The organism is Aliigemmobacter aestuarii, assembly GCF_004799285.1.
GTDB classification, from domain to species: Bacteria; Pseudomonadota; Alphaproteobacteria; order Rhodobacterales; family Rhodobacteraceae; genus Aliigemmobacter; species Aliigemmobacter aestuarii.
Genome location: NZ_SSND01000001.1, coordinates 563,262 through 582,714, shown reverse-complemented (window position 1 = coordinate 582,714; position 19,453 = coordinate 563,262). Strand labels below are relative to the sequence as shown.

The 19,453-nt window shown below is 65.6% G+C and carries 17 protein-coding genes and 2 tRNA genes; 3 read left to right on the top strand and 16 right to left on the bottom strand.

Going from position 1 to position 19,453, the window contains the following annotated elements; genetic code table 11:
• The 12 genes from E7811_RS02720 to E7811_RS02665 form a co-directional block, all read right to left on the bottom strand.
• A complete protein-coding gene (locus E7811_RS02720) occupies nucleotides 1-1,311 on the bottom strand; it encodes a tetratricopeptide repeat protein (protein WP_246020173.1) in 1,311 nt (436 codons plus the stop codon).
• Between the two features lie 165 nt (nucleotides 1,312-1,476).
• Complete coding sequence (locus E7811_RS02715) at nucleotides 1,477-3,087, bottom strand: thiamine pyrophosphate-binding protein (RefSeq protein ID WP_136393046.1); 1,611 nt, start codon at nucleotides 3,085-3,087, stop codon at nucleotides 1,477-1,479.
• On the bottom strand, nucleotides 3,084-4,346 hold the full coding sequence (locus E7811_RS02710; protein ID WP_136394199.1) for a CaiB/BaiF CoA transferase family protein: 1,263 nt from the start codon (nucleotides 4,344-4,346) through the stop codon (nucleotides 3,084-3,086). Before E7811_RS02710 ends, E7811_RS02715 begins: the two co-directional genes overlap by 4 nt.
• A 16-nt stretch (nucleotides 4,347-4,362) precedes the next feature.
• Nucleotides 4,363-4,884 carry a YHS domain-containing (seleno)protein gene (locus tag E7811_RS02705; protein WP_136393045.1) on the bottom strand — a complete coding sequence of 174 codons (522 nt, stop codon included), beginning with the start codon at nucleotides 4,882-4,884 and terminating at the stop codon, nucleotides 4,363-4,365.
• 104 nt (nucleotides 4,885-4,988) lie between these two features.
• Complete coding sequence (locus E7811_RS02700) at nucleotides 4,989-5,831, bottom strand: SGNH/GDSL hydrolase family protein (RefSeq protein WP_136393044.1); 843 nt, start codon at nucleotides 5,829-5,831, stop codon at nucleotides 4,989-4,991.
• A 410-nt stretch (nucleotides 5,832-6,241) separates the two neighbouring features.
• Nucleotides 6,242-6,316, bottom strand: a tRNA-Glu gene (locus tag E7811_RS02695).
• Between the two features lie 166 nt (nucleotides 6,317-6,482).
• Nucleotides 6,483-7,292 (bottom strand): lytic murein transglycosylase, encoded by an 810-nt coding sequence (locus tag E7811_RS02690; protein ID WP_136393043.1) that lies wholly within the window; start codon nucleotides 7,290-7,292, stop codon nucleotides 6,483-6,485.
• 114 nt (nucleotides 7,293-7,406) lie between these two features.
• A tRNA-Glu gene (locus tag E7811_RS02685) sits at nucleotides 7,407-7,481 on the bottom strand.
• A gap of 64 nt (nucleotides 7,482-7,545) precedes the next feature.
• Entirely contained in the window at nucleotides 7,546-9,288 is a 1,743-nt protein-coding gene (gene recJ / locus E7811_RS02680) for a single-stranded-DNA-specific exonuclease RecJ (RefSeq protein ID WP_136393042.1), read from the bottom strand.
• Nucleotides 9,289-9,450: 162 nt separating this feature from the next.
• A complete protein-coding gene (gene glpX, locus E7811_RS02675) occupies nucleotides 9,451-10,416 on the bottom strand; it encodes a class II fructose-bisphosphatase (RefSeq protein ID WP_136393041.1) in 966 nt (321 codons plus the stop codon).
• Nucleotides 10,417-10,493: 77 nt separating this feature from the next.
• Nucleotides 10,494-11,801, bottom strand: a complete 1,308-nt coding sequence (locus tag E7811_RS02670) for a homoserine dehydrogenase (RefSeq protein WP_136393040.1) — start codon at nucleotides 11,799-11,801, stop codon at nucleotides 10,494-10,496.
• A gap of 40 nt (nucleotides 11,802-11,841) precedes the next feature.
• On the bottom strand, nucleotides 11,842-12,123 hold the full coding sequence (locus E7811_RS02665) for a hypothetical protein (RefSeq protein ID WP_136393039.1): 282 nt from the start codon (nucleotides 12,121-12,123) through the stop codon (nucleotides 11,842-11,844).
• Between the two features lie 130 nt (nucleotides 12,124-12,253).
• Here E7811_RS02665 and E7811_RS02660 point away from each other — a divergent pair, with 130 nt between their 5' ends.
• Nucleotides 12,254-12,844, top strand: a complete 591-nt coding sequence (locus E7811_RS02660; RefSeq protein ID WP_136393038.1) for a TetR/AcrR family transcriptional regulator — start codon at nucleotides 12,254-12,256, stop codon at nucleotides 12,842-12,844.
• Nucleotides 12,845-12,926: 82 nt separating this feature from the next.
• On the opposite strand, the gene E7811_RS02655 is transcribed toward E7811_RS02660, so the two are convergent.
• Nucleotides 12,927-13,850, bottom strand: a complete 924-nt coding sequence (locus tag E7811_RS02655) for a pirin family protein (RefSeq protein ID WP_136393037.1) — start codon at nucleotides 13,848-13,850, stop codon at nucleotides 12,927-12,929.
• Nucleotides 13,851-13,981: 131 nt separating this feature from the next.
• On the opposite strand from E7811_RS02655, the gene E7811_RS02650 reads away from it, so the two are divergent.
• Nucleotides 13,982-14,515 (top strand): hypothetical protein, encoded by a 534-nt coding sequence (locus E7811_RS02650; protein WP_136393036.1) that lies wholly within the window; start codon nucleotides 13,982-13,984, stop codon nucleotides 14,513-14,515.
• Nucleotides 14,516-14,622: 107 nt separating this feature from the next.
• Here the strand turns inward: E7811_RS02650 and E7811_RS02645 are convergent, their stop codons facing one another.
• From E7811_RS02645 to E7811_RS02635, 3 genes are read right to left on the bottom strand one after another with little or no spacing between them, the layout of a single operon-like run.
• Nucleotides 14,623-15,231, bottom strand: coding sequence for a TadE/TadG family type IV pilus assembly protein (locus E7811_RS02645; RefSeq protein ID WP_136393035.1), 609 nt, complete (start codon nucleotides 15,229-15,231; stop codon nucleotides 14,623-14,625).
• Between the two features lie 19 nt (nucleotides 15,232-15,250).
• The gene (locus E7811_RS02640) at nucleotides 15,251-15,781 is read right to left on the bottom strand and encodes a TadE/TadG family type IV pilus assembly protein (protein ID WP_136393034.1); all 531 of its coding nucleotides are present in this window, start codon (nucleotides 15,779-15,781) and stop codon (nucleotides 15,251-15,253) included.
• Entirely contained in the window at nucleotides 15,778-17,604 is a 1,827-nt protein-coding gene (locus tag E7811_RS02635; RefSeq protein WP_168732907.1) for a TadE/TadG family type IV pilus assembly protein, read from the bottom strand. Before E7811_RS02635 ends, E7811_RS02640 begins: the two co-directional genes overlap by 4 nt.
• A 406-nt stretch (nucleotides 17,605-18,010) precedes the next feature.
• Between E7811_RS02635 and E7811_RS02630 the strand changes: the two genes are divergently transcribed.
• A complete protein-coding gene (locus E7811_RS02630) occupies nucleotides 18,011-19,441 on the top strand; it encodes a Glu/Leu/Phe/Val family dehydrogenase (protein WP_136393032.1) in 1,431 nt (476 codons plus the stop codon).
• The last annotated feature ends 12 nt before the right edge of the window (nucleotides 19,442-19,453 follow it).

The window sequence follows — 19,453 nt, the reverse complement described above, 5'->3', positions numbered from 1 at the left end:
TCACACAACCTTGGCGCGGGCGGATTCGATCAAGGCAAGGCGGGCGGTCGCATAGCCGTCGGCCTTGCCCGCACGGTGTGCCATGCGGTCGTGGATCAGGGTCTCGGCCGCGTCCATGTAACCGCCGCGCAGCGCGGCCTCGATGGCGATACGGTCGAACACGTCGCGTTGCGCGTGGCTGCCGCCAATGGATTGCAGATCGGCCCGCCCGGCGCGCAGATGGATCCAGGCGCTGGAATATTCGCCACTGGAAAAGGCGTGCAGCCCTTGCGCGATGTGCAGGCCAGGGTGCGCGATCACTGCTTGCGCTTCGCCATGGCTGCGTTGGGTTGACTGCATCCGGGCGATCAGGGCAACGGCTGCCTCGTTCCGCGCCCCGCCGCAAAGCGCAATCATGTAGTGCAGATCAGCGAAAGCCAGACAGCCGTCCGTCGCGCGGCGTTCGGCGAGGGTGGCCAGTTCCTCCCAGCGGTCGCCGACGGACACGCCTTCAAGTTCCAGCCGTGACAGCAGCGACGCGGCATTGGCAATGTCACGGTAATCGTCCGTCTTTTCGGCACGGATGTCGGTGTCATAATGCGCAAGCGCGGCGTCATACTCGCCAAGGTCCAGATGCATCAGCGCGCGGTGCCACCAAACATGGAAGCGGAAATTGTTGCAATGCGCCCATGACCCTTCGCGCCCTGTCAGCCAGTCAAGCCCGGCCCGCGCGTTGCCCGTCATGTCATAGACATGTGCCACGGCATGCAGGCCCCACGCATCGTCGGGCGCAAGCTCTACCCCTGCGCGGCCAGTGCGTTCGGCAGCGGCATAGTCGCCGGTTTCCTCAAGCGTAAAGGCATGGCAGCCCAACAGGTAGCCGCGCGCGGGGTGATCGTCCCAGGCCGGGATCACCCCCTCTACCGATGCGCGCATGTGCCGGGGCCGCCCCATCACGAAATGGATGGCCTGCACCATCTTCATCGCCAGGGCGTCACGCGGATTGAGATTCAGGATGACCTGCAAGCGGGCGGCCGCCTGCGTCGGTCGCCCGGCCAGCCAGTCACCCAGCGCATGGACAAAGGCAATCTCGCGCATGGTCGCCGGCGCACCCGCGACGGCGGCAGCATAGGCTTGATGCGCAACCACGACCATCTCGGCGCGACCCAAGAGCAGGCAGGACAGGCCCCTGACGGCCTGCCCCAGCGCAAAATCGGGCGCCGCAGTCAAGACGTCATTCAGGTCCGGTCCAGTGCTGGCCGCATGGGCCAAAATGCCCAGAATGACCCGGTTCCACTGGCCGATCGCGGTTTCGGGCAGCGATGTGGGCATTCCACTCAGGTCATCAGATACTGGCATCGGCGAACCTTTTCGCAAGAGGGCCCTGCGCAGGGTGCTGTGCAGGCGGTGCAACTTTCGGTTCGTTCGATGGGAAGCGTTCGTTACGAAAACATGTGTAAATGTCAGTGCAATCACGCGGGCGTGAAGCGATGCCGGCTAGAAGGCTCCGTCATAGGCGCGGCGCGCTATCCGGGCGGCAATCAGGGTGAACCGGTCGCGGAACCGGGCATTGGCGGCTTCTCTGGCAAGCGTATGGGTGTCGGAAACCTCGATTCCATACCCACCAAAGGCACGCGCAAGTGCGGCAAAGTCTGTGCCTTTTCCCGCTCCGCCGAAGTCGACCCCCAGATTGGGGCGCTGAGTGGCGCGCTGCTTCAGCTCGATCAGCGAGAGGCTGTCATCGACCAAGACACAGATCACGATGTGCAGACCGTTCGCGGTCAACGTGGCGAGTTCTCCGGCCCCCATCTCAAGGCCCGCGTCGCCGACGAAGGCCAGGACCGAGGCACCGGGCCGGCCAAGTTTCGCGCCCGCCGCAAGCGGTACCGCGCAAGCCATGGTGCACAGGCCCGAGGATTGCAGCATGAGACGCGGCGCAGGGCAATCCCACATCTGGCTGACCAGAATTCGGTGTGCCCCGCTGTCTGCGGTGATCAGCGTATCTGGCGGCATGACCTCGCGCAGGCAGGCAAAGACCTGATGCGGGCCCCATTGGTCCGGGGCGGCAAAGGCTGCTTTCAGCTCGGCGCGGGCCTTGGTCGGGGCGGCGTCGGGCCAGCGCCGGGGCGCCTTGTGGCGCAAGGCAGGCAAAGTCTCGGCCAGACTGCCGACCAGCATCAGGTCCGCCCGGTGCATCCCGTGGTCGCGCGGGATCGGGGCAATCTCGATGACCCGCTGGCCTTCGCCCCATGGGTTGCGCCAGCCGATCCGCATCTCGATGGGATCATAGCCCAGAAGCAGAATACAATCGGCCTTTGCCATCAACGGCATCAGCGTGCGGTCAGCCTTTGGCGACAGCCCGGCCCCGCCAAGACAAAGGGGGTCGGCCTCGTCCATCAAACCCTTGCCCTTGTAGGTGGTGACAAGGGGAATGGCATGGTCCCGGCAGAACCGATCTATCAGGTCGCCCGCACCTTCGTTCACTGCATCGACCCCGGCAATCGCCAATGGGCGTTCCGCGGCGCTCAGGGTGGCCAGGGCGGCGGAAAGGTCGGCGGCCGTCGGCAGGCCCGGGCGGGCAGGGGGCGGGACCGGAAGCTCGGCCTCGTTCGCCAGCCCTTCGGCCACACCGATCGGCACATCGATATGCACCGGGCCGGGCTGCCCGCTGATGGCCAGCGCAATGGCCTTGGCCATGCCGGCACCCACCGCGCCCGCAGCCAGCCGGAAGCTGCCCTTCACCACCGGCCGCAGCATCGCCTGATGGTCAAAGACCTGATGGGTGTAGGTCTCGGCTTCGGCCGCATCGACGCATCCGGTCAGGAAGATCAGCGGCACGCGGTCCTGCATGGCGTTCGCGACCACGTTGACCGCATTCGCCACCCCAGGCCCAAGGGTCGCCACCAGGACAGGCAGCGCGCCCGTGGTGTGCCACAGCCCCTCGGCCATGAAGCCGCCAGAGTTCTCGTGCTTGACCAGCAGGAACCGCAGACCGGCGGCATCGAGGCCCTGCATGAGTGCCAGGACCTCGCCTCCCGGAATGCCGAACGCATGTGTCGCGCCAGCACGGGCAAGCATCCTGCCAATGACGTCTGCACCTGTCGTCATCCCCGTGACCTCCCTTCGATCACCCCTGCGGTGGCAAGGTCCCGCATCGTGCTTGCATCCAGTCCAAGTATGGCGGTCAGCACTTCCATCGTGTCTTCGCCCAGCATCGGCGGGGCCTTGGAATAGCTGACAGGGGTTTCAGACAGGTGCAATGGGTTACCGATTAGGTCCACCTGGCCGCCACTCGCCGCGGCATGGTCCATCCGAACCCGCATCCCCCGCGCCGTGACCTGTGGGCTGGCGAAGACCTGCGCCAGGTTGTTGACCGGCCCTGCGGGTATCGTTTCGGCGGCGCATAGGGCCAGCCATTCTGCCGCGGTCCGTCCTGCCGTCAGCGCCGACAACAGCGGTACGAGAACAGCACGGTTTCGCACCCGTGCGGCATTGGTGGCAAAGCGGGGATCGCTTGCCAGTCCCGACGCACCCGCAAGCGCGGCGAAGCGGGAAAACTGGGTGTCATTGCCGACGGCAAGGATGAAACTGCCATCACTGGCCGGGAACGTGCCGTATGGCACGATTGTCGGATGGTCGTTGCCGCGTCGCGGTGGGACCTGTCCGTCGGTCAGATAGGCCACGCCCTGATTGACCAGCATCGCCACTTGGGCATCCATCAGTGCAAGGTCGATGTGCTGGCCAAGGCCCGTCCGGTGCCGCGCCTCGACGGCTGCGAGGATCCCGACGGCGGCATACATCCCCGTCAACACATCGGCGATCCCGACCCCGGCCTTCATCGGTGGTCCATCGGCCTCGCCCGTCAGGCTCATCAGCCCGCCTTCGCCCTGGACCAGAAAGTCATATCCCGCCCGATGCGCATTGGGCCCGGTCTGGCCAAATCCGGTAATCGAGCAGTAGATCAGACCCGGGTTCGCCGCCTGCAAGGTCTTGAAGTCCAACCCATAGCGCCGCAGGTCGCCGGGCTTGAAGTTTTCCACAAGGATATCGGCCGTGGCCGCGATCGCCTGCACGATCTGCTGGCCGCGCGGATCGGCGATGTTCACCGCGACCGAATGCTTGCCCCGGTTCGCGGACAGAAAATAGGCGCTTTCCCTCGTCTCTTGCCCCTGTGCGTCCCGCACGAACGGGGGGCCCCAGCCTCGGGTGTCGTCGCCCGCGCCGGGACGTTCGATCTTGATCACTTCGGCACCCAGATCGGCCAAAAGCTGTGTCGCCGTCGGGCCAGCCAGAATGCGGGACAGGTCAAGCACACGCAGGCCCGCAAGGGCCTGCGCTTTTGCTGTGGGTTGATAATCCGTACCCATCATGGGCATTCAGGGATCAGTTCGACACGGGCGCGGCCGACGTGAAGTTCGGAATCTTGTCGCTCGACGCGGCTTGCGGCTCCAGACCGGCCCAGTTCTTCTCGGACTTCTTCAAGTTTCCGGGGATGTCTTCTTCCCAGAAGCCGACAACGTTCTTGGTGATGTTGAGATAAAGCTTGCCGTCGACGATGCGCCACAGCGTGGGATTGCCGGGCACTTTGCCACCCTTTGCCACACCAAAGGCGCAATGCCCGTCATATTGAGGGGCGAAGGCCGCCGGGTCGGCAAGGAAACGATCGCGGTTCGCCTCGGTTGCAAAGGCGAAAGTCGCGCCGTTGTAGTCGGCCGTGATCCCAGAATTGCCAGCCAGCGGCGATTTCTGGGGCTGGCCGATCTCGGACTGAGGCAGGTCGAAATAGGACACCACATCATAACCCGACACGGCAAAGCCGGTCTTGTCGACATATTGGTCTCCGGCGAAAGCGCTGGAGGCGATCGCGGTAGCAAGGGCAAGGGCGAGGGCAGTCATCTTGAACATGGTGAGTTCCTTTCCAATAGCTTGCTTCCTTTCGCTCTGGCGCCATGGGACATTACAAGTCTTTCAGGGGTCTCGCGCGGACGTGATAAGGCGGGCCGCCAGACCTAGGACCCACCCAGTTCCGCGCGGATCGCGGCACAAAGCGCCCCGCGCTGCAGCTTCAGAAAGCGGCGTGCCCCGGCCTCGGTCGGGTGAAAGGGATCCTTGACCTTGCCTGACGCGTTGCGCCGGAAGTTCGCGGCATTGCCCTGGTTCTCGGCAATCGTCTGGGACGTGAAGCCTGGAACAAAGGTGCACCGACGGCCCACCTTGGCGAAGGCCGCCGAGATATTGTCTTGCGCCTTGCGCCGTTCCCGGACGGTCTTTTCCTTATAGGGCGGGGCCGAGGTCATGAAGACGCAGGGTTGATCCGGCGGCAAGTCGGCCACCAGGGCGCGCGCATCCTGAAGCGCCGCGCTCGGATCGCTGGCCCAGCGTTCGCTTGCGTTGCCCATCATGAAGAAGATCACCAGATCGGGCGCATAGTAGCCATCGGCAAAGACTGCCTGTAACGGCGACGTCCCCGAACGGCAGAACTGGAACTGCGCGCCTTTGCCGATCTGGATGTAAGGGTTCTCACCCTGACTGAGGGTGCCATAGGCCCCCGCGTTCACCTTCCATTTCGGGTCAACATCGCAGATCGCACTCTTGGCTGTCTTCGTGGTTCCCGTCCAGCTGGTGATCGCACTCGATCTGACCCCGATAACCCCGGTTGTCGCGCTGTCTTTCAGACCGCAAGAGCCTGCCATGCCATTCAGGACCTCGGTGAATGCTACCCCGGCGCCGAAGGTCAGCTGTGAATCCCCAAGGATCAGGATGTCTGGCGCGCCTTTGGCCGTTCCTTCGGCATGGCAAACGCTGCCGGCCACAGCCAGACCGACAACTGTACAGACGGTTTTCAGGAACAATCGCGTTTCTCCAGATGGCAAGGCGATGGCAGCGTTCGTACTTGCTTTTCGCAAAACGCGCGGGGTTCGTTACCGAAAGCATGGATGAACTTTCCCGCGCGTCGTCGGGAAACAGTTGGCGCGCAAACCGCCCCCTGACGCCGCCGACAGTGATGAACGAGCGTTGTCCGGCCAACCGGGTCGCTCCTGCCTTGGCCAGAAGCCCGCCCCGTGCCTGGACCGGGGGTGCCTGACACCCGGACCCGGGGTGGCAGCCTGTTCAATCATGTACGACAGGAAAAGCGGGTCTGACCTGACCGAAGCCAGGAATGGCCAAGAACAACATGAGATGCCGATCTGACCAACCGACTGCCAGCGCCGGCCAATCCGATGCAATAAGTTGCCGGCCTTGTTCGATATTTTGGGATAATTGGCAGCCCGTAGGGGAGTCGAACCCCTCTTTTCAGGTTGAAAACCTGACGTCCTAACCGATAGACGAACGGGCCACGCTGGCTGTGTGGGGCTGTCTAATGGCCCCCGCGCGGCTGCGCAAGCGGAATTTTCGGGCTCATGCGCGACGGCTCGCAGACGGGCGGAACCGCGGACCTTGCGGCGGCGCGCCCCGTCAGTCGTCAATCGCGTCAGTCGTCAACCGTGCCTGCGGTCAACCCGTCAGCCGTCGATCCGCTGCCCGATGATCGCGATGGCCTGCTGATAGACGGTGGCTGCATTCCATTCCTTGATCACGGCGAAATTCGGCTCTCCCTGCTGGTAGCCCGCGCCGGGGCGCCAGCCCTTCTGGGCAAGGAAATTCGCGGTCGACGACAGCGCATCGGCGATGTTGTTCAGATCAACGCGACCGTCCCCGTTTCCATCCACGCCATAGCGCAGGATGTTGCCCGGCAGGAACTGCGTGTGCCCCACCTCGCCGTGTTTCGCACCGATCGTGCCCGGCCCGATCACGCCCCGGTCGACCAGCTTGAGCGCGGCGATGAGGTGGCCGGTGAAGAAATCCGACCGGCGGCAGTCATAGGCAAGCGTGGCGATGGCCGATACCACGTTGCTGTCGCCCATGAACCCGCCAAAGCCGGTCTCCATCCCGTGGATCGCCAGCAGCACGCCCGCGGGTACGCCATAGTTCTTTTCCAGCTGGGCATAGAACCCGGCATCCCGCGCCTTGCGCTTGCGGCCCTGGGCCACGATCGTGTCGGCCCCGCGCACCTGCATGAACTTTTCGAGCGAATACTTGAAGCTTTTCTGGTTGCGGTCGGCAGCGATGGTCTTGCTGGCATAGGAGGTGCCCATCAGCGCGGCGATCCCGCGGTCGCCGACGCCCGCGGCCTTTGCCTCGGCCGCCATCGCAGGTTTCCACGCCTCATAGCCACCGCTGGAATCGCCACATGGAGCGGCCAGTGCCGCGCCGGAAATAAACAGACCGCCCGTCACCGCCAGGGCAACAAGGCGAACATGCCTGAAAAACATAGATCATCTCCAATGCTCGCAACTGGGTACAGTTTACGGCCTTTGCCCTCCCGCGCAAGCCACCAGTCAACGGCGGGCGCCGCAAGGCGAAAACATCATCGTGATCGGGGAAAATGGCAGCCCGTAGGGGAGTCGAACCCCTCTTTTCAGGTTGAAAACCTGACGTCCTAACCGATAGACGAACGGGCCGCGCTTGGCGTGCGGCGGTGTCTAATGGCAGGTTCGGCGACTCGCAAGAGGGAAAATGCGTGCCCTACGCCTCGGCCGCATCCTCAAGCCGAAGCTGCACCCGCGTGCGCCCGCCCCAGGTGTTCAGCTCCAGCCGTCCGGCCAGGTGAAACCGCCGGTGGCCCGCGTTTTCCAGCGCCGGTCCAAGCGGGCCGTCGAAGGCGCCGAAGGCCACCGCCTCGACCTTCGGGCCGGTGCCGTCGCCGAAGGACAGGCGCAGGTGGTTTTCCCCGATCCGGCGCGCGCTGACGGCCTGGGCGGCGAAGGCAAAGCGCGGGGCGGGGGCCGAGGCGCCGAAGGGGCCGGCGGCCTCGATCTGTTCGACAAGCTCGGGGGTCGCGGCCGAGGGCATCAGCAGGCTGTCAAGCTTGAGGTCGGCCGGGCCGCCCTGGCCCGCGCCCTGCCGCGCCAGAAGCTCGCCAAGCCGCGCCATTGCCGGCTCGAGCCGGTCACGCGCGACCGTCAGGCCCGCCGCCATCCGGTGCCCGCCGCCCTTGATCAAAAGCCCCTCGGCCGCGACACGGTGCACCGCCGCGCCCAGATCGACCCCCGAAACGGATCGCGCGGATCCCTTGCCCTCGTCCCCGTCAAGACCGATCACCACGGCAGGGCGGTTCGTGGCCTCCTTCAGCCGGGCCGCGACGATCCCCACGACGCCCGGATGCCAGCCTTCTCCAGCCGCCCAGACCAGCGGGCCGTCCAGCCCGCGCGCCTCGGCCTGGGCCATCGCCTCGGCCCGCACGCGCGCCTCGATCTCGCGCCGTTCGGTGTTGAGCATGTCCAGCCGTTCGGCCAGCGCCGCGGCTTCGGCCGGGTCTTCGGTGGCCAGAAGCCGCGCGCCCAGATCCGCCTGGCCGATGCGCCCGCCCGCATTCACCCGCGGCCCCAGGAGGAACCCGAGCGCATAGGGGGTGGGCGCCTGATCCATCCGCGCCACATCGGCCAGCGCCCTGAGCCCCGCCCGCTCGCGCCGCGCCATCACCCGCAACCCCTGGCGGACAAAGGCCCGGTTCACCCCCAGAAGCGGGGCCACATCGGCCACCGTCGCCAGCGCCACTAGATCCAGCATCGCCATCAGGTCGGGGCCCTGCACCCCTTCGGCGCGCAGCCGCCGGTTCGCCTCGACCAGCATCAGGAAGACGACGGAGGCGGCGCAGAGGTGGCCGAGATCACCGCTTTCATCCTGCCGGTTGGGGTTCACCACCGCCAGCGCAGGGGGCAGCGTCTCGCCGCCCAGGTGATGGTCGAGGATCAACACGTCGCAACCGGCCGCGGCCACCGGTTCATGCGAAAGCGTGCCGCAATCGACACAGAGGATCAGGTCATGCGCGGCGCCAAGCGCGGCCATCGCGGGCACGTTCGGGCCATAACCCTCGTCGATACGATCCGGGATATACAGGGTTGCCGGCCGCCCCATGGCACGCAGCCAGGTGATGAGCAGGGCGGCGGATGACCCGCCATCCACATCGTAATCGGCAAAGACGGCGATGCGCTGGCGGTCCCTCACCGCACGCAGGAAACGGTCCGCCGCCGGTCCCATGTCGCGCAGCGTCATCGGATCGGGCAGCAACTCGCGCAGCTGCGGGGCAAGGAAGCCCGCCGCCTCGTCCGGCGCCACCCCGCGTTTGACCAGCGTGTGGCACAAGGCCAGCGGCAGGTGCGTTTCCTGCGCCATCGCCTCTGCCAGCCGGTCTTCCTCGGCGGGCGGCCCCACCCAGCGGCGGCCGGTGAGCGAGGCATCGACATTCAGGAACGCACGGTCTGTCATGGCACGGTGATGCCCAAGCGCGGGCAGGGGCGCAAGCCCTGCCATTTCAACCTGACCCAAATACCCATGCCCGGCCGGTCATCCCGGCAGCACGTCGGGTCCGCGGGTGCCCGGAGTTTTCGAAAACTCCGGGCAATTTCCTTCGAAGGAAATTGTGCGCCCTCACTTCACCGGGCTGCGATAGCTCATCCGGCGGACCGATCCGGTCTTCGACCGCATCAGCAGCGTTTCCGTCGTCACCCAGCCCGGTTCGCGCTTGATCCCCGACAGGATGGAGCCGTTCGTCACCCCGGTCGCGGCGAAGATAACATCCGCGGTCACCATCTCGTCCCGCGTGTAGATGCGGGCCAGGTCGGTGATCCCTGCCTTGGCGGCGCGGCCGCGTTCGTCATCGTTGCGGAACAGAAGCTGGCCATAGATCTGCCCGCCCATGCATTTCAGCGCCGCTGCCGCCAGCACCCCTTCAGGCGCGCCGCCCGATCCCATGTACATGTCGATACCGGTGATCTCGGATTCCGCGCAATGGATCACGCCGGCCACATCGCCATCGGTGATCAGCCGGATCGCCGCCCCGGTGGACCGGACCTCGCGGATCAGCGCCTCGTGCCGGGGGCGTTCGAGGATGCAGACGGTGATGTCGGCAGGGGCGCAGCCCTTGGCACGGGCCAGCGCGCGGACCCGCTCGGCGGGGGGCATGTCCAGCGTGACGGTATCGGCGGCATAGCCCGGCCCGATCGCCAGCTTTTCCATGTAGACGTCGGGCGCGTGCAGCATCGTGCCGCGCGGGGCCATGGCGATCACCGTCAGGGCGTTCGGCATGTCCTTGGCGGTCAGGGTCGTGCCTTCCAGCGGGTCAAGCGCGATGTCCACCGCAGGCCCGTGCCCGGTGCCGACCTGTTCCCCGATGTAAAGCATCGGTGCCTCGTCGCGTTCGCCCTCGCCGATGACCACGACGCCCGCGATGTCCAGCAGGTTCAGCTGGTCGCGCATCGCGTTGACGGCGGCCTGGTCTGCGGCCTTCTCGTCGCCCCGTCCGACAAGGCGCGCGCTGGCCAAGGCGGCCGCCTCGGACACCCGGGCCAGCCCGAGGCTGAGCATACGATCCTGAAATTCCCTCGCGTCGGCCATGTTCCGTCCCTCTGTTCGGTTGTTGCCCCTCCCTAGCGCGATGGCGGGGGAGGGGGCAAGGACGGTGACGCTAACGGTCAGACCTCTTCGATGCGGATCGCGACCGGGGTTCCGACCATCACGCCCGTGCCCGCGAAACGCGCCATCGCGTCTGCCACATCGGCGGGCGAGGCCTTGTGCGTCACCAGAAGGACGATGGCGTCGTCGTCTTCTTCGCCGGGCTGGTTGATCTGGCGCATCTGGTCGATCGAGATGCCCGCCTCGCCCAGACAGGTGGCAATCTTGGCCAAGGCGCCGGGCTTGTCCAGCAGCGTGACCCGCAGGTAATAGGGCGCGGGCGTCGCCGCACGCGCAGCCACGGGCTGCGCCAGTTGCGCGGCCGGGATGCCGAAGGTCGGCACGCGACAGCCTCGGGCAAGGTCGATCGCATCGCCCATTACCGCGCTGGCGGTGGGGCCTTCGCCCGCGCCGGGGCCGCGCAGCACGATCTGGCCCACGCTGTCGCCTTCCAGCACGACCATGTTCGTGCCGCCCTGCAACTGGCCCAGCGGGCTTTCGGCGGGCACGAGGCAGGGCGTCATCCGCTGTTCCAGGCCGCGGCCCGACATCTGCGCCACCCCCAGAAGCTTGATGTGATAGCCCATGTCATCGGCCAGGTTGATGTCCTCGATCGAGACGTTGCCGATGCCTTCCAGTTCCACCTTGTCAAAGCTCACGCGCGTGCCGAAGGCGATGGCGGCCAGCAGCGAAAGCTTGTGGCCCGCGTCGATGCCGCCCACGTCAAGGTTCGGGTCGGCCTCCAGATAGCCCAGTTGCCGGGCCTCCTCGAACACCGTCTCATACGGCAGGCCCGCCGCCTGCATCCGCGTCAGGATGTAGTTGCAGGTGCCGTTCATCACGCCCATGACCCGGCTGATGCGGTTGCCCGCGAGCCCTTCGGTCAGCGCCTTGATCACCGGGATGCCGCCCGCGACGGCGGCCTCGAACCGGATCACGCGGCCGTGGGCCTCGGCGGCCTCGGCCAGGGCCTGTCCGTGATGGGCCAGAAGCGCCTTGTTCGCGGTGACAACATCCTTGCCCGCGGCGATCGCCGCCTCGGTCGCGGCCTTGGCCGGGCCGTCATGGCCGCCCATCACCTCGACGAAGACGTCGACATCCCCGCGCTGGGCCAACGCCACGGGGTCGTCTTCCCAGGCATAGGCCGACAGGTCGGCATCGCGATTCTTAGACCGGTCGCGCGCCGAGACGGCGGTGATGACGATCGGTCGCCCGCTGCGTGCCGCGATCAGGTCTGCATGGCGTTGCACGATCTTGACCACGCCGATCCCGACCGTGCCAAGGCCAGCAATGCCAAGGCGCAGGGGCGCAATTTCCGAGGTCGTCATCTGGGGGTCTCCGCTGCTCTCTGGCGTTCTGTTAGCCCGTTCAGGGCCGCCCTGCAATGGCGGCGGACAGGCGTTCGCGCGTGGCCGGATCATGAACCGGGCCGCGCATCGCCGCGGCCTTGGCGCGCAGCCGCGCGGCCCTTGCGGCCACCGAGGGCGCAACCGTGTCGGACAGGCCGGGAACCGCCGCCTGCGCCACCAGTTCATCCAGCGGCAGGATCGCGGGCGGGGGACCGGGCGGCAGGCTGCCCGAACGGTCAAGGCGCGGCGTCTCGGCACAGGCCGCCAGAATCAGGAAAATCGGCAACAGGCGGGGCAGCATGGGCTTTCCGGCAGGATCAGGGACAGATCGTCGCCCCGATCCTACAGGCTTCGCGCGGCAGGGGGCAAGCCGCCGTGGACCGGCGCGAGGGAACGGTTGAAATGAACGCGCGTTCAGATACCATGCACGCATGGCACGCAAGACCGGCTCCCATTCCGAAATCACCGGCCCCCGCATCCGCGCGGCGGCGCTCCGGCTGTTCGCGCGACAGGGTTACGCCGCCGTCTCTATGCGCCAGATCGCGGCCGAGGTGGGCGTGCAGGCGGGGGCGCTTTACCTCTACACCCCTGACAAGCAGTCGCTTCTGGCCGATCTGATGGTGACCCACATGAAGGATCTGCTGGCCGCCCATGCCAGCCTGCCGGCGCTGTCAGACCCCGCCGCGCGGCTGGACCAGTTCGCGCGCTTCCACATCCGCCATCACATCGACCGGCCAGACGCGGTTTTCATCGCCTACATGGAACTGCGAAACCTGGAACCCGCGAACTTCGCCGCCGTCGAGGCGCTGCGCCGCCGCTATGAGGATGCGCTTGAATCGATCCTGCGCGACGGGCGCGACGCCGGGCAATTCGCGGTCCCCGACACGAAGCTTGCCACGCTTGCCCTCATCGCCATGCTGACCGGCGTCACCAACTGGTATCGCGAAGGCGGCCGCCTGTCGCGCGCCGAGGTCGAATCGATCTATGCCGACATGGCGCTGAACGCCGTGCGCCGCGTCTGATCCTTCCGTCCGTCGGAACCATCCTCGGGGGGCATGGTCGGCAGGCCAGAGGGGGGCATCAGCCCCCCTTCGTCCCATCCGGTCAGTGCGCGGGCTTGATGAAGGTGCCGTTCCGCAGTTCGGCCATCGCCTGCATCAGTTCGTCGCGCGTGTTCATCACGATCGGCCCGTGCCAGGCGATCGGCTCTTCGATCGGGGCGCCCGAAATCAGCAGGAAACGCACGCCCTCGGGGCCGGCCTGCACGGTCACGTCATCCCCGGTGCCGAAACGGATCAGCGTCCGGTTGCCCGACAGGTCGCGGATGTTCACCTCTTCGCCCATCACTTCCTTTTCCAGAAGCACGCCCTCTGGGCGGCTTGCATCGCGGAAATTTCCTGCCCCGGCAAAGACATAGGCGAAGGCGCGGCGATAGGTGTCGATCTTGAACGACTTCCGCTTGCCCGGCGGCACCGAGATGTCGAGGTAAAGCGGATCGGCCGCGATCCCGTCCACCGGGCCGGTCTTGCCCCAGTAGTTGCCCACGATCACCCGCAGCACGGTGCCGTCATCGTCGATGATCTCGGGGATATCGGCGGATTTCACGTCCTGATAGCGGGGCGCCGTCATCTTCAGGTGGCCGGGAAGGTTCGCCCAAAGCTGGAAGCCATGCATCTGGCCCTTCGCGTTGCCCTTGGGCATTTCCTGATGCAGGATGCCCGACCCGGCGGTCATCCATTGCACGTCGCCCGCACCAAGCGTGCCGCGGTTGCCCAAGCTGTCACCGTGGTCCACTGTCCCCGCCAGCACATAGGTGATCGTCTCGATCCCGCGGTGCGGATGCCAGGGGAAACCGCGCAGGAAATCGGCGGGGTTCTCGTTGCGAAAATCGTCGAACAGAAGGAACGGGTCCATCTTTTCGGGAGAATCGAAGCCGAAGGCGCGGTGCAGGAAGACGCCCGCGCCTTCCATCGTGGGACGCGCGCGACTTTCTTCGACGACGGGACGGGTGGTCGGGCTGATCGACATTGCGGCTCTCCTGTTCACGGTGCACCACAGGTAGGTGGCCGCGCCGTGCAAGGCAACGCCGATCACGCGCACCGTGATTGTGCAGCCGGGCACAGCCGCGCTAAAGGAAGTGACCCAAGCGGAGTTCCGACATGACCGACACGCCCGAAACCGAAGACGCCTCAGATGCCGTGCTGGCGCGACTTTACCCGTCGCAGCCCCGGCGGGTGATCGGCGTGGTCATCCTTGCCGCGCTTGGCGTTCTGGTGATGTGGATCGCGCTCTGGCATCCGCCGGCCTCGTTCCCGTTGCGGCTGTTCATGCTGGCGATGGCGGCGGCGGCGCTGGCGCTGGCGGCCGCCATGTGGCAGGCGACGCGCAACGGGCTGGTCCTGACCGCGCGTGAATTGCGCGACACCGCGGGCGAACGGCTGGCACTGGTGGCCGAGATCGAGGCGATCGGCCGGGGAACCTTTGCCTTCAAGCCGTCGCAGGGCTTCGTCCTGCGCCTTGCCACGGCGCCGGGGCGGCGCTGGCGGCCGGGGCTCTGGTGGCGGGTCGGGCGGTCGCTGGGTGTGGGCGGGGTCACGCCACGGGTCGAGGGCCGTTTCATGGCCGAAACGATCGACATGATGATCCGCGACCGGACCGAGGGCAGGGTGCCTCAAGGGCGCCTGCCGGGCTGACCGCGCGTCGCTGTGGCGCAAGCCGACCCGGAATGCGGAACGGCGGGCCGATGCCCGCCGTTGTTCTTCAAAGCGTGCCTGAAAGCGTCCCCGACGTCGCGGCCGTTTCAGGTGCCGCTGCCGCCGCTGGCGGTGCCGCCGTTCAGGATCCCGCAGGGCACGTCAGCATGGCAGACGCGGGCCACAAGGCGCGGGCGCGTCACGATGAACTGTTCGATCGTCCGGTCGCCCAGAACGCCCAGGTTGAAGGCCGGGGCGAAATCCACCCGCGATTCCACCACCACGATCGTGTCGCCATCGGCCATGATCGGCAGTTGCGACGTCAGGTTGGCCGCGTCGGCGGTGCGCAGTTCCGCCATCTTGCCGCCCGGCGAATAGGACCATTCCACCTCATAGCGGTCGTCGATCCCGTTCCAGGTGATGCTGGAGAACCGCATCTCGGCGGACTGGCCCGGATCCAGCAGGTAATCCATGACCGTGTTCATGCCGTTCAGATAGGGATCGTCCACGGCGGCGCGGCGGCGCGAGATCACGTCGGCGATCGAATAGGTCGCCTTCTGCACGACGTTGATGCTGCGGTAGGCGTCCCAGAAGACGTAAAAGGTGATCAGCACCCAGAACATCATCGGCAGGGCCAGCACACCCTCGACCAGCATCGAGCCGCGTTCGTCGTCGCGGAAGCTGCGGAGCCGTTCCTTGAAACGATGAAAGACCATGGTTTCCTACCCCTTACCCTTACGGCTCGTTCACGAAGACCGATTTCGCGGTCATGATGTAGCCGCCACCCGGTTCCTTCGGCATCCGCGTGCCGACGGCACTGCCGGGAAAGACCCCGTAGATGATGACGCAGGCCCGCACGAGCATGATCTGGTCGCCCGCGCCGGGATTGACGTTGGTCACAGGCTGGATTGCCTGGGTGCGGTCGACGCATTGTGTCGGTGTGTTGGGCAACGTGAACGTGCCCGTATCGACCGGTTGCAGCGCCAGTTTCAGGTTCTGGCGGCAATCGCGGATCAGGATCGTCCGGTCGCAGATTTCGTCCTTCAGCGTGTCATGCGTGGCACCGGGAAGGCGGCCAAGGCGCAGTTCGCGCATGGTGATGTCCAGCGCGCGGTCCAGCAGGACATAGCGCGTGACATACATGCTGGCCTCGTAGCCGGACATGAAGATCCCGAAGATCACCGGGAAGATCAGCACGAATTCGACGGTGGAGGATCCGTCCTCGTTGCGGAAGCGTGCGAAGAGGCGTGACAGGAACCGTTTCATTGCGTGAGCCTCAGCTGGCTGATCTGGCTGGCGATCGACCGGAAGGCGGTGCGGATCTCAAGGCCCTCGGCCTCGAAATAGCCGCCCTCGTCGGCGCACTGGCGGATCTGCGTCTTGCCGTTGTTGGGCGCCTCGAAGGCGATCCCGAACATCTTCACACCCTGCTGCTTGGCCAGCGCGCAGACCGTCTGAAGCCCGTTGTTGCGGTCGCTCACGGAGATCGACGACCGCATGTCGTCCATCGTCGCGTCATACCACCAGGACCGGGAACTGTTGTTGGTTCCAAGCGCGCGGGCATAAAGTTGCCAGGCGACCCACTGCATCCGCGCTTCCTGCCACACCTCGGCCCAGGTCAGACGCGTGACGCCCGAGCCGCTGTTGTAGGCGGAAGGCATCCAGATGCCTTGCGTGACGCAATCCTTCCAGACCCAGCGGCGACCGTTCCAGACCCAGGCACTCTCACAGACGCCCGGTGCCCAGTATTCGTTCGACCCGGCGGTCGAGGGGCGGTTCTGGGTGTGGCGGATCGAAAGCTGACCATCGCCGTTCGACCGCCAGATCGGTGACAGGTCACTTCCGGCGTAGGCGGTGTTGATCTGTTCGCCTTCGAAGTTCTCGCCGTCGGTCATCAGGACGATGACCTTCATCGTGTCGTTGGCGCTGTAATCCGCCGGGCGGCCGCGGGCCATCTCGGGGGCCGCGCCCGCGTTGATCACGCCTTCGATCTCGTTCCTCGAATTTTCGTCAAGCAGTGCGAGACCCCACTTGATGCCCTTGTCGATCGCCGTGCCGCCCATCGAGATCATCCGGCGGATGTGTGCCTCGACAGCATCTGCGTCGTTCGAATGGACCAGCACATGGTTCTCGGCCATCGGCTGGCAGGCGGCGTTGAGATAGAAGGTGCCGGTTCTCTGAACGCCGTTCTGCCAGTAGCTGGACGTCCGCCACAGCGGCGCTTGCACCTCGACATAGGATGTGTTCCGCGTCGTCGAACTGTAGGCGTCGAAGAACGCGCCTTGCGGATAGGCAGTTGAGCCGGAAAGCTCCGCCTGGTTGTAAACCGACATCGGCAGGTCGATGCAGAAGCTGGACGCCGGGGTGAAACCCGTGCGCGGATCGCCCATCGAGAAGCGATGCGTCGTGTTGTACTGCCCGAACAGCGTGGGGCCCAGGTTCACATGCGCGTTGTAGGGCACGACCGACATGGTGATCGTGTTGCTGGGATCCTCGCCCAGGATCGTCTGGGCGAATTCGGCCGCCGCATCCTGAAGGTTCTCAAGCCGGTTCGGGCGCGGCAGGGGGGTGCCGTCCGCGTATTCGGTCATCGAACGCGACACGTCCAGCACCAGCGCGATTTCGACCTTGCTGATGCTCTGTTCGGCACTGCCCGCGGCCCCGGCAATGAAACTGTCGATGCTGTAGGCCTTGAGGTCCAGGAAGAACGGGTTGGTTTCCAGTTCCGCCGTGGCGACCACGCGGCGGAAGTTCAGCCCTTCGTAGGGGACGACGGTCTTTAGCGCCTCGGCCAGGTCGGCCTTGGCGAAATAGTCTTCGACCACGTCCTCGGGATCGAGTTCCTGGCTCATCGAGGCTGCGGCAAGGATCGACCGGTCAAGCGTCTGCTGAAGCCGCGTGCGGATCTGTTCATGCCGCATCACGTCGATCGCCAGCCCGCCGACCATGATCATCCAGAATGTCATCATCAGGGCGAACGCGGTCAGCGTTCCCCTTTCATCCGAGGCGAACCGACGGATCTCTGTCTGAATGCCGTCCCTCAGACGCCCCGCAACCTGATAGGCGTTCCACTTGTCAACAGGGCGCATGCGCAGCCTCATAATAACGTACATCCCACACTGCAAAAGCGCCGCCCCACTACGGACGGACTCTTGCCCACACTGCATTTACCGGGATCGGTGGGGCACAATTATGGCGAATTGGCGGGGATCCTTGACAAAATCGCACATAGCCGGAAACGCTGGCCAGCGATGCGGGGGGATTGTTCGCCGGATCGTGACGAAAATCTGGCGGACGCCAGGCGGATTTCCGTCATCTGCCCCCACGCGACGACGGTTTGACGCGTCCGGTTAACGAATCGTTTCCGAAATGCCCGGAAAATTGCCGGTAACGTTATCGTTGATGCATTCTTCACCATGCGCGCGTAAGTTGGCCGCGTCTGCGGCGGCCTGCCGCAGACCCAAAGACAAGAAACAATACAACGGGAGTATGGACATGCACGCCAGTGGCGAGCCGAGTTTCCGCGAAAGCGTCGACCTGATGTTCAATCGGGCTGCGCGGCTGATGAACCTCAGCCCGGGGCTCGAACAGAAGATCCGCGTCTGCAATTCCACCTATACGGTGCGCTTCGGCGTGCGCCTGCGCGGCAAGATCGAAACCTTCGTCGGATACCGGTCGGTTCATTCCGAACACATGGAACCGGTAAAGGGCGGCATCCGCTATGCCACCAACGTCAACCAGGACGAGGTGGAGGCGCTGGCCGCGCTGATGACTTACAAATGCGCGCTGGTCGAAACGCCTTTCGGCGGATCGAAGGGGGGACTGTGCATCGACCCGCGGCAATGGGAGGAACATGAACTGGAGCTGATCACCCGCCGCTTCGCCTATGAGCTGATCAAGCGCGACCTGATCCATCCGGCGCAGAACGTGCCAGCCCCCGACATGGGCACTGGCGAACGCGAGATGGCCTGGATCGCCGACCAGTATGCGCGGATGAACACCACCGACATCAACGCCAAGGCCTGCGTCACCGGCAAGCCGCCCCATGCCGGCGGCATCCAGGGCAGGGTGGAGGCGACGGGGCGCGGCGTCCAGTACGCGCTGCGCGAATTCTTCCGCCACAAGGACGACATGGCCAAGGCCGGGCTGTCCGGCACGCTGGACGGCAAGCGGTTGATCGTGCAGGGCCTCGGCAACGTGGGCTATCACGCTGCCAAGTTCCTGTCGGAAGAGGATGGCGCGAAGATCGTCGCGATCATCGAACGCGACGGGGCGCTGCTGGATGACAAGGGGCTGAACGTCGAGGCGGTGCGGCAGTGGATCGCCACCAACGGCGGGGTGAAGGGATACCCCGAGGCGACCTATGTCGAGGATGGCGCCAAGGTGCTTGAGCAAGCCTGCGACATTCTCATTCCCGCCGCGCTCGAGGCCGTGATCCACAAGGACAACGCCGACAGGATCAAGGCCCCCCTGATCATCGAGGCCGCCAACGGGCCGATCACCTTCAGCGCCGACGAGATCCTGCGCCGGAAGGGCACGGTGATCATCCCGGACATGTATGCCAATGCGGGCGGCGTGACGGTCAGCTATTTCGAATGGGTCAAGAACCTGTCGCACATCCGTTTCGGCCGGATGCAGCGCCGCGCCGAAGAGGCACGCTCGCGCCTTCTGGTCGAAGAACTGGAACGGCTGTCGGCCGACAAGGGGCTTGGCTGGACGCTGGCCGATGACTTCAAGGAACGTTTCCTGACCGGCTCGGACGAGCTGATGCTCGTGCGGTCGGGTCTGGATGACACGATGCGCACCGCCTATCAGGCCATGCGCGAGGTCTGGCACAGCCGCAACGATGTCGAGGATCTGCGAGTCGCGGCCTACATCGTTGCGATCGACCGCGTGGCCAAAACCTATCGGTCCAAGGGGCTATGAGCCTGTAAAACC

Excerpts from the sequence above, each read along its gene's own strand:
- E7811_RS02720 (WP_246020173.1), bottom strand. The coding sequence starts at position 1,311 with ATGCCCACATCGCTGCCCGAAACCGCGATCGGCCAGTGGAACCGGGTC.
- E7811_RS02715 (WP_136393046.1), bottom strand. The coding sequence starts at position 3,087 with ATGACGACAGGTGCAGACGTCATTGGCAGGATGCTTGCCCGTGCTGGC.
- E7811_RS02710 (WP_136394199.1), bottom strand. The coding sequence starts at position 4,346 with ATGGGTACGGATTATCAACCCACAGCAAAAGCGCAGGCCCTTGCGGGC.
- E7811_RS02705 (WP_136393045.1), bottom strand. The coding sequence starts at position 4,884 with ATGTTCAAGATGACTGCCCTCGCCCTTGCCCTTGCTACCGCGATCGCC.
- E7811_RS02690 (WP_136393043.1), bottom strand. The coding sequence starts at position 7,292 with ATGTTTTTCAGGCATGTTCGCCTTGTTGCCCTGGCGGTGACGGGCGGT.
- recJ (WP_136393042.1), bottom strand. The coding sequence starts at position 9,288 with ATGACAGACCGTGCGTTCCTGAATGTCGATGCCTCGCTCACCGGCCGC.
- glpX (WP_136393041.1), bottom strand. The coding sequence starts at position 10,416 with ATGGCCGACGCGAGGGAATTTCAGGATCGTATGCTCAGCCTCGGGCTG.
- E7811_RS02670 (WP_136393040.1), bottom strand. The coding sequence starts at position 11,801 with ATGACGACCTCGGAAATTGCGCCCCTGCGCCTTGGCATTGCTGGCCTT.
- E7811_RS02665 (WP_136393039.1), bottom strand. The coding sequence starts at position 12,123 with ATGCTGCCCCGCCTGTTGCCGATTTTCCTGATTCTGGCGGCCTGTGCC.
- E7811_RS02660 (WP_136393038.1), top strand. The coding sequence starts at position 12,254 with ATGGCACGCAAGACCGGCTCCCATTCCGAAATCACCGGCCCCCGCATC.
- E7811_RS02655 (WP_136393037.1), bottom strand. The coding sequence starts at position 13,850 with ATGTCGATCAGCCCGACCACCCGTCCCGTCGTCGAAGAAAGTCGCGCG.
- E7811_RS02650 (WP_136393036.1), top strand. The coding sequence starts at position 13,982 with ATGACCGACACGCCCGAAACCGAAGACGCCTCAGATGCCGTGCTGGCG.
- E7811_RS02645 (WP_136393035.1), bottom strand. The coding sequence starts at position 15,231 with ATGGTCTTTCATCGTTTCAAGGAACGGCTCCGCAGCTTCCGCGACGAC.
- E7811_RS02640 (WP_136393034.1), bottom strand. The coding sequence starts at position 15,781 with ATGAAACGGTTCCTGTCACGCCTCTTCGCACGCTTCCGCAACGAGGAC.
- E7811_RS02635 (WP_168732907.1), bottom strand. The coding sequence starts at position 17,604 with ATGCGCCCTGTTGACAAGTGGAACGCCTATCAGGTTGCGGGGCGTCTG.
- E7811_RS02630 (WP_136393032.1), top strand. The coding sequence starts at position 18,011 with ATGCACGCCAGTGGCGAGCCGAGTTTCCGCGAAAGCGTCGACCTGATG.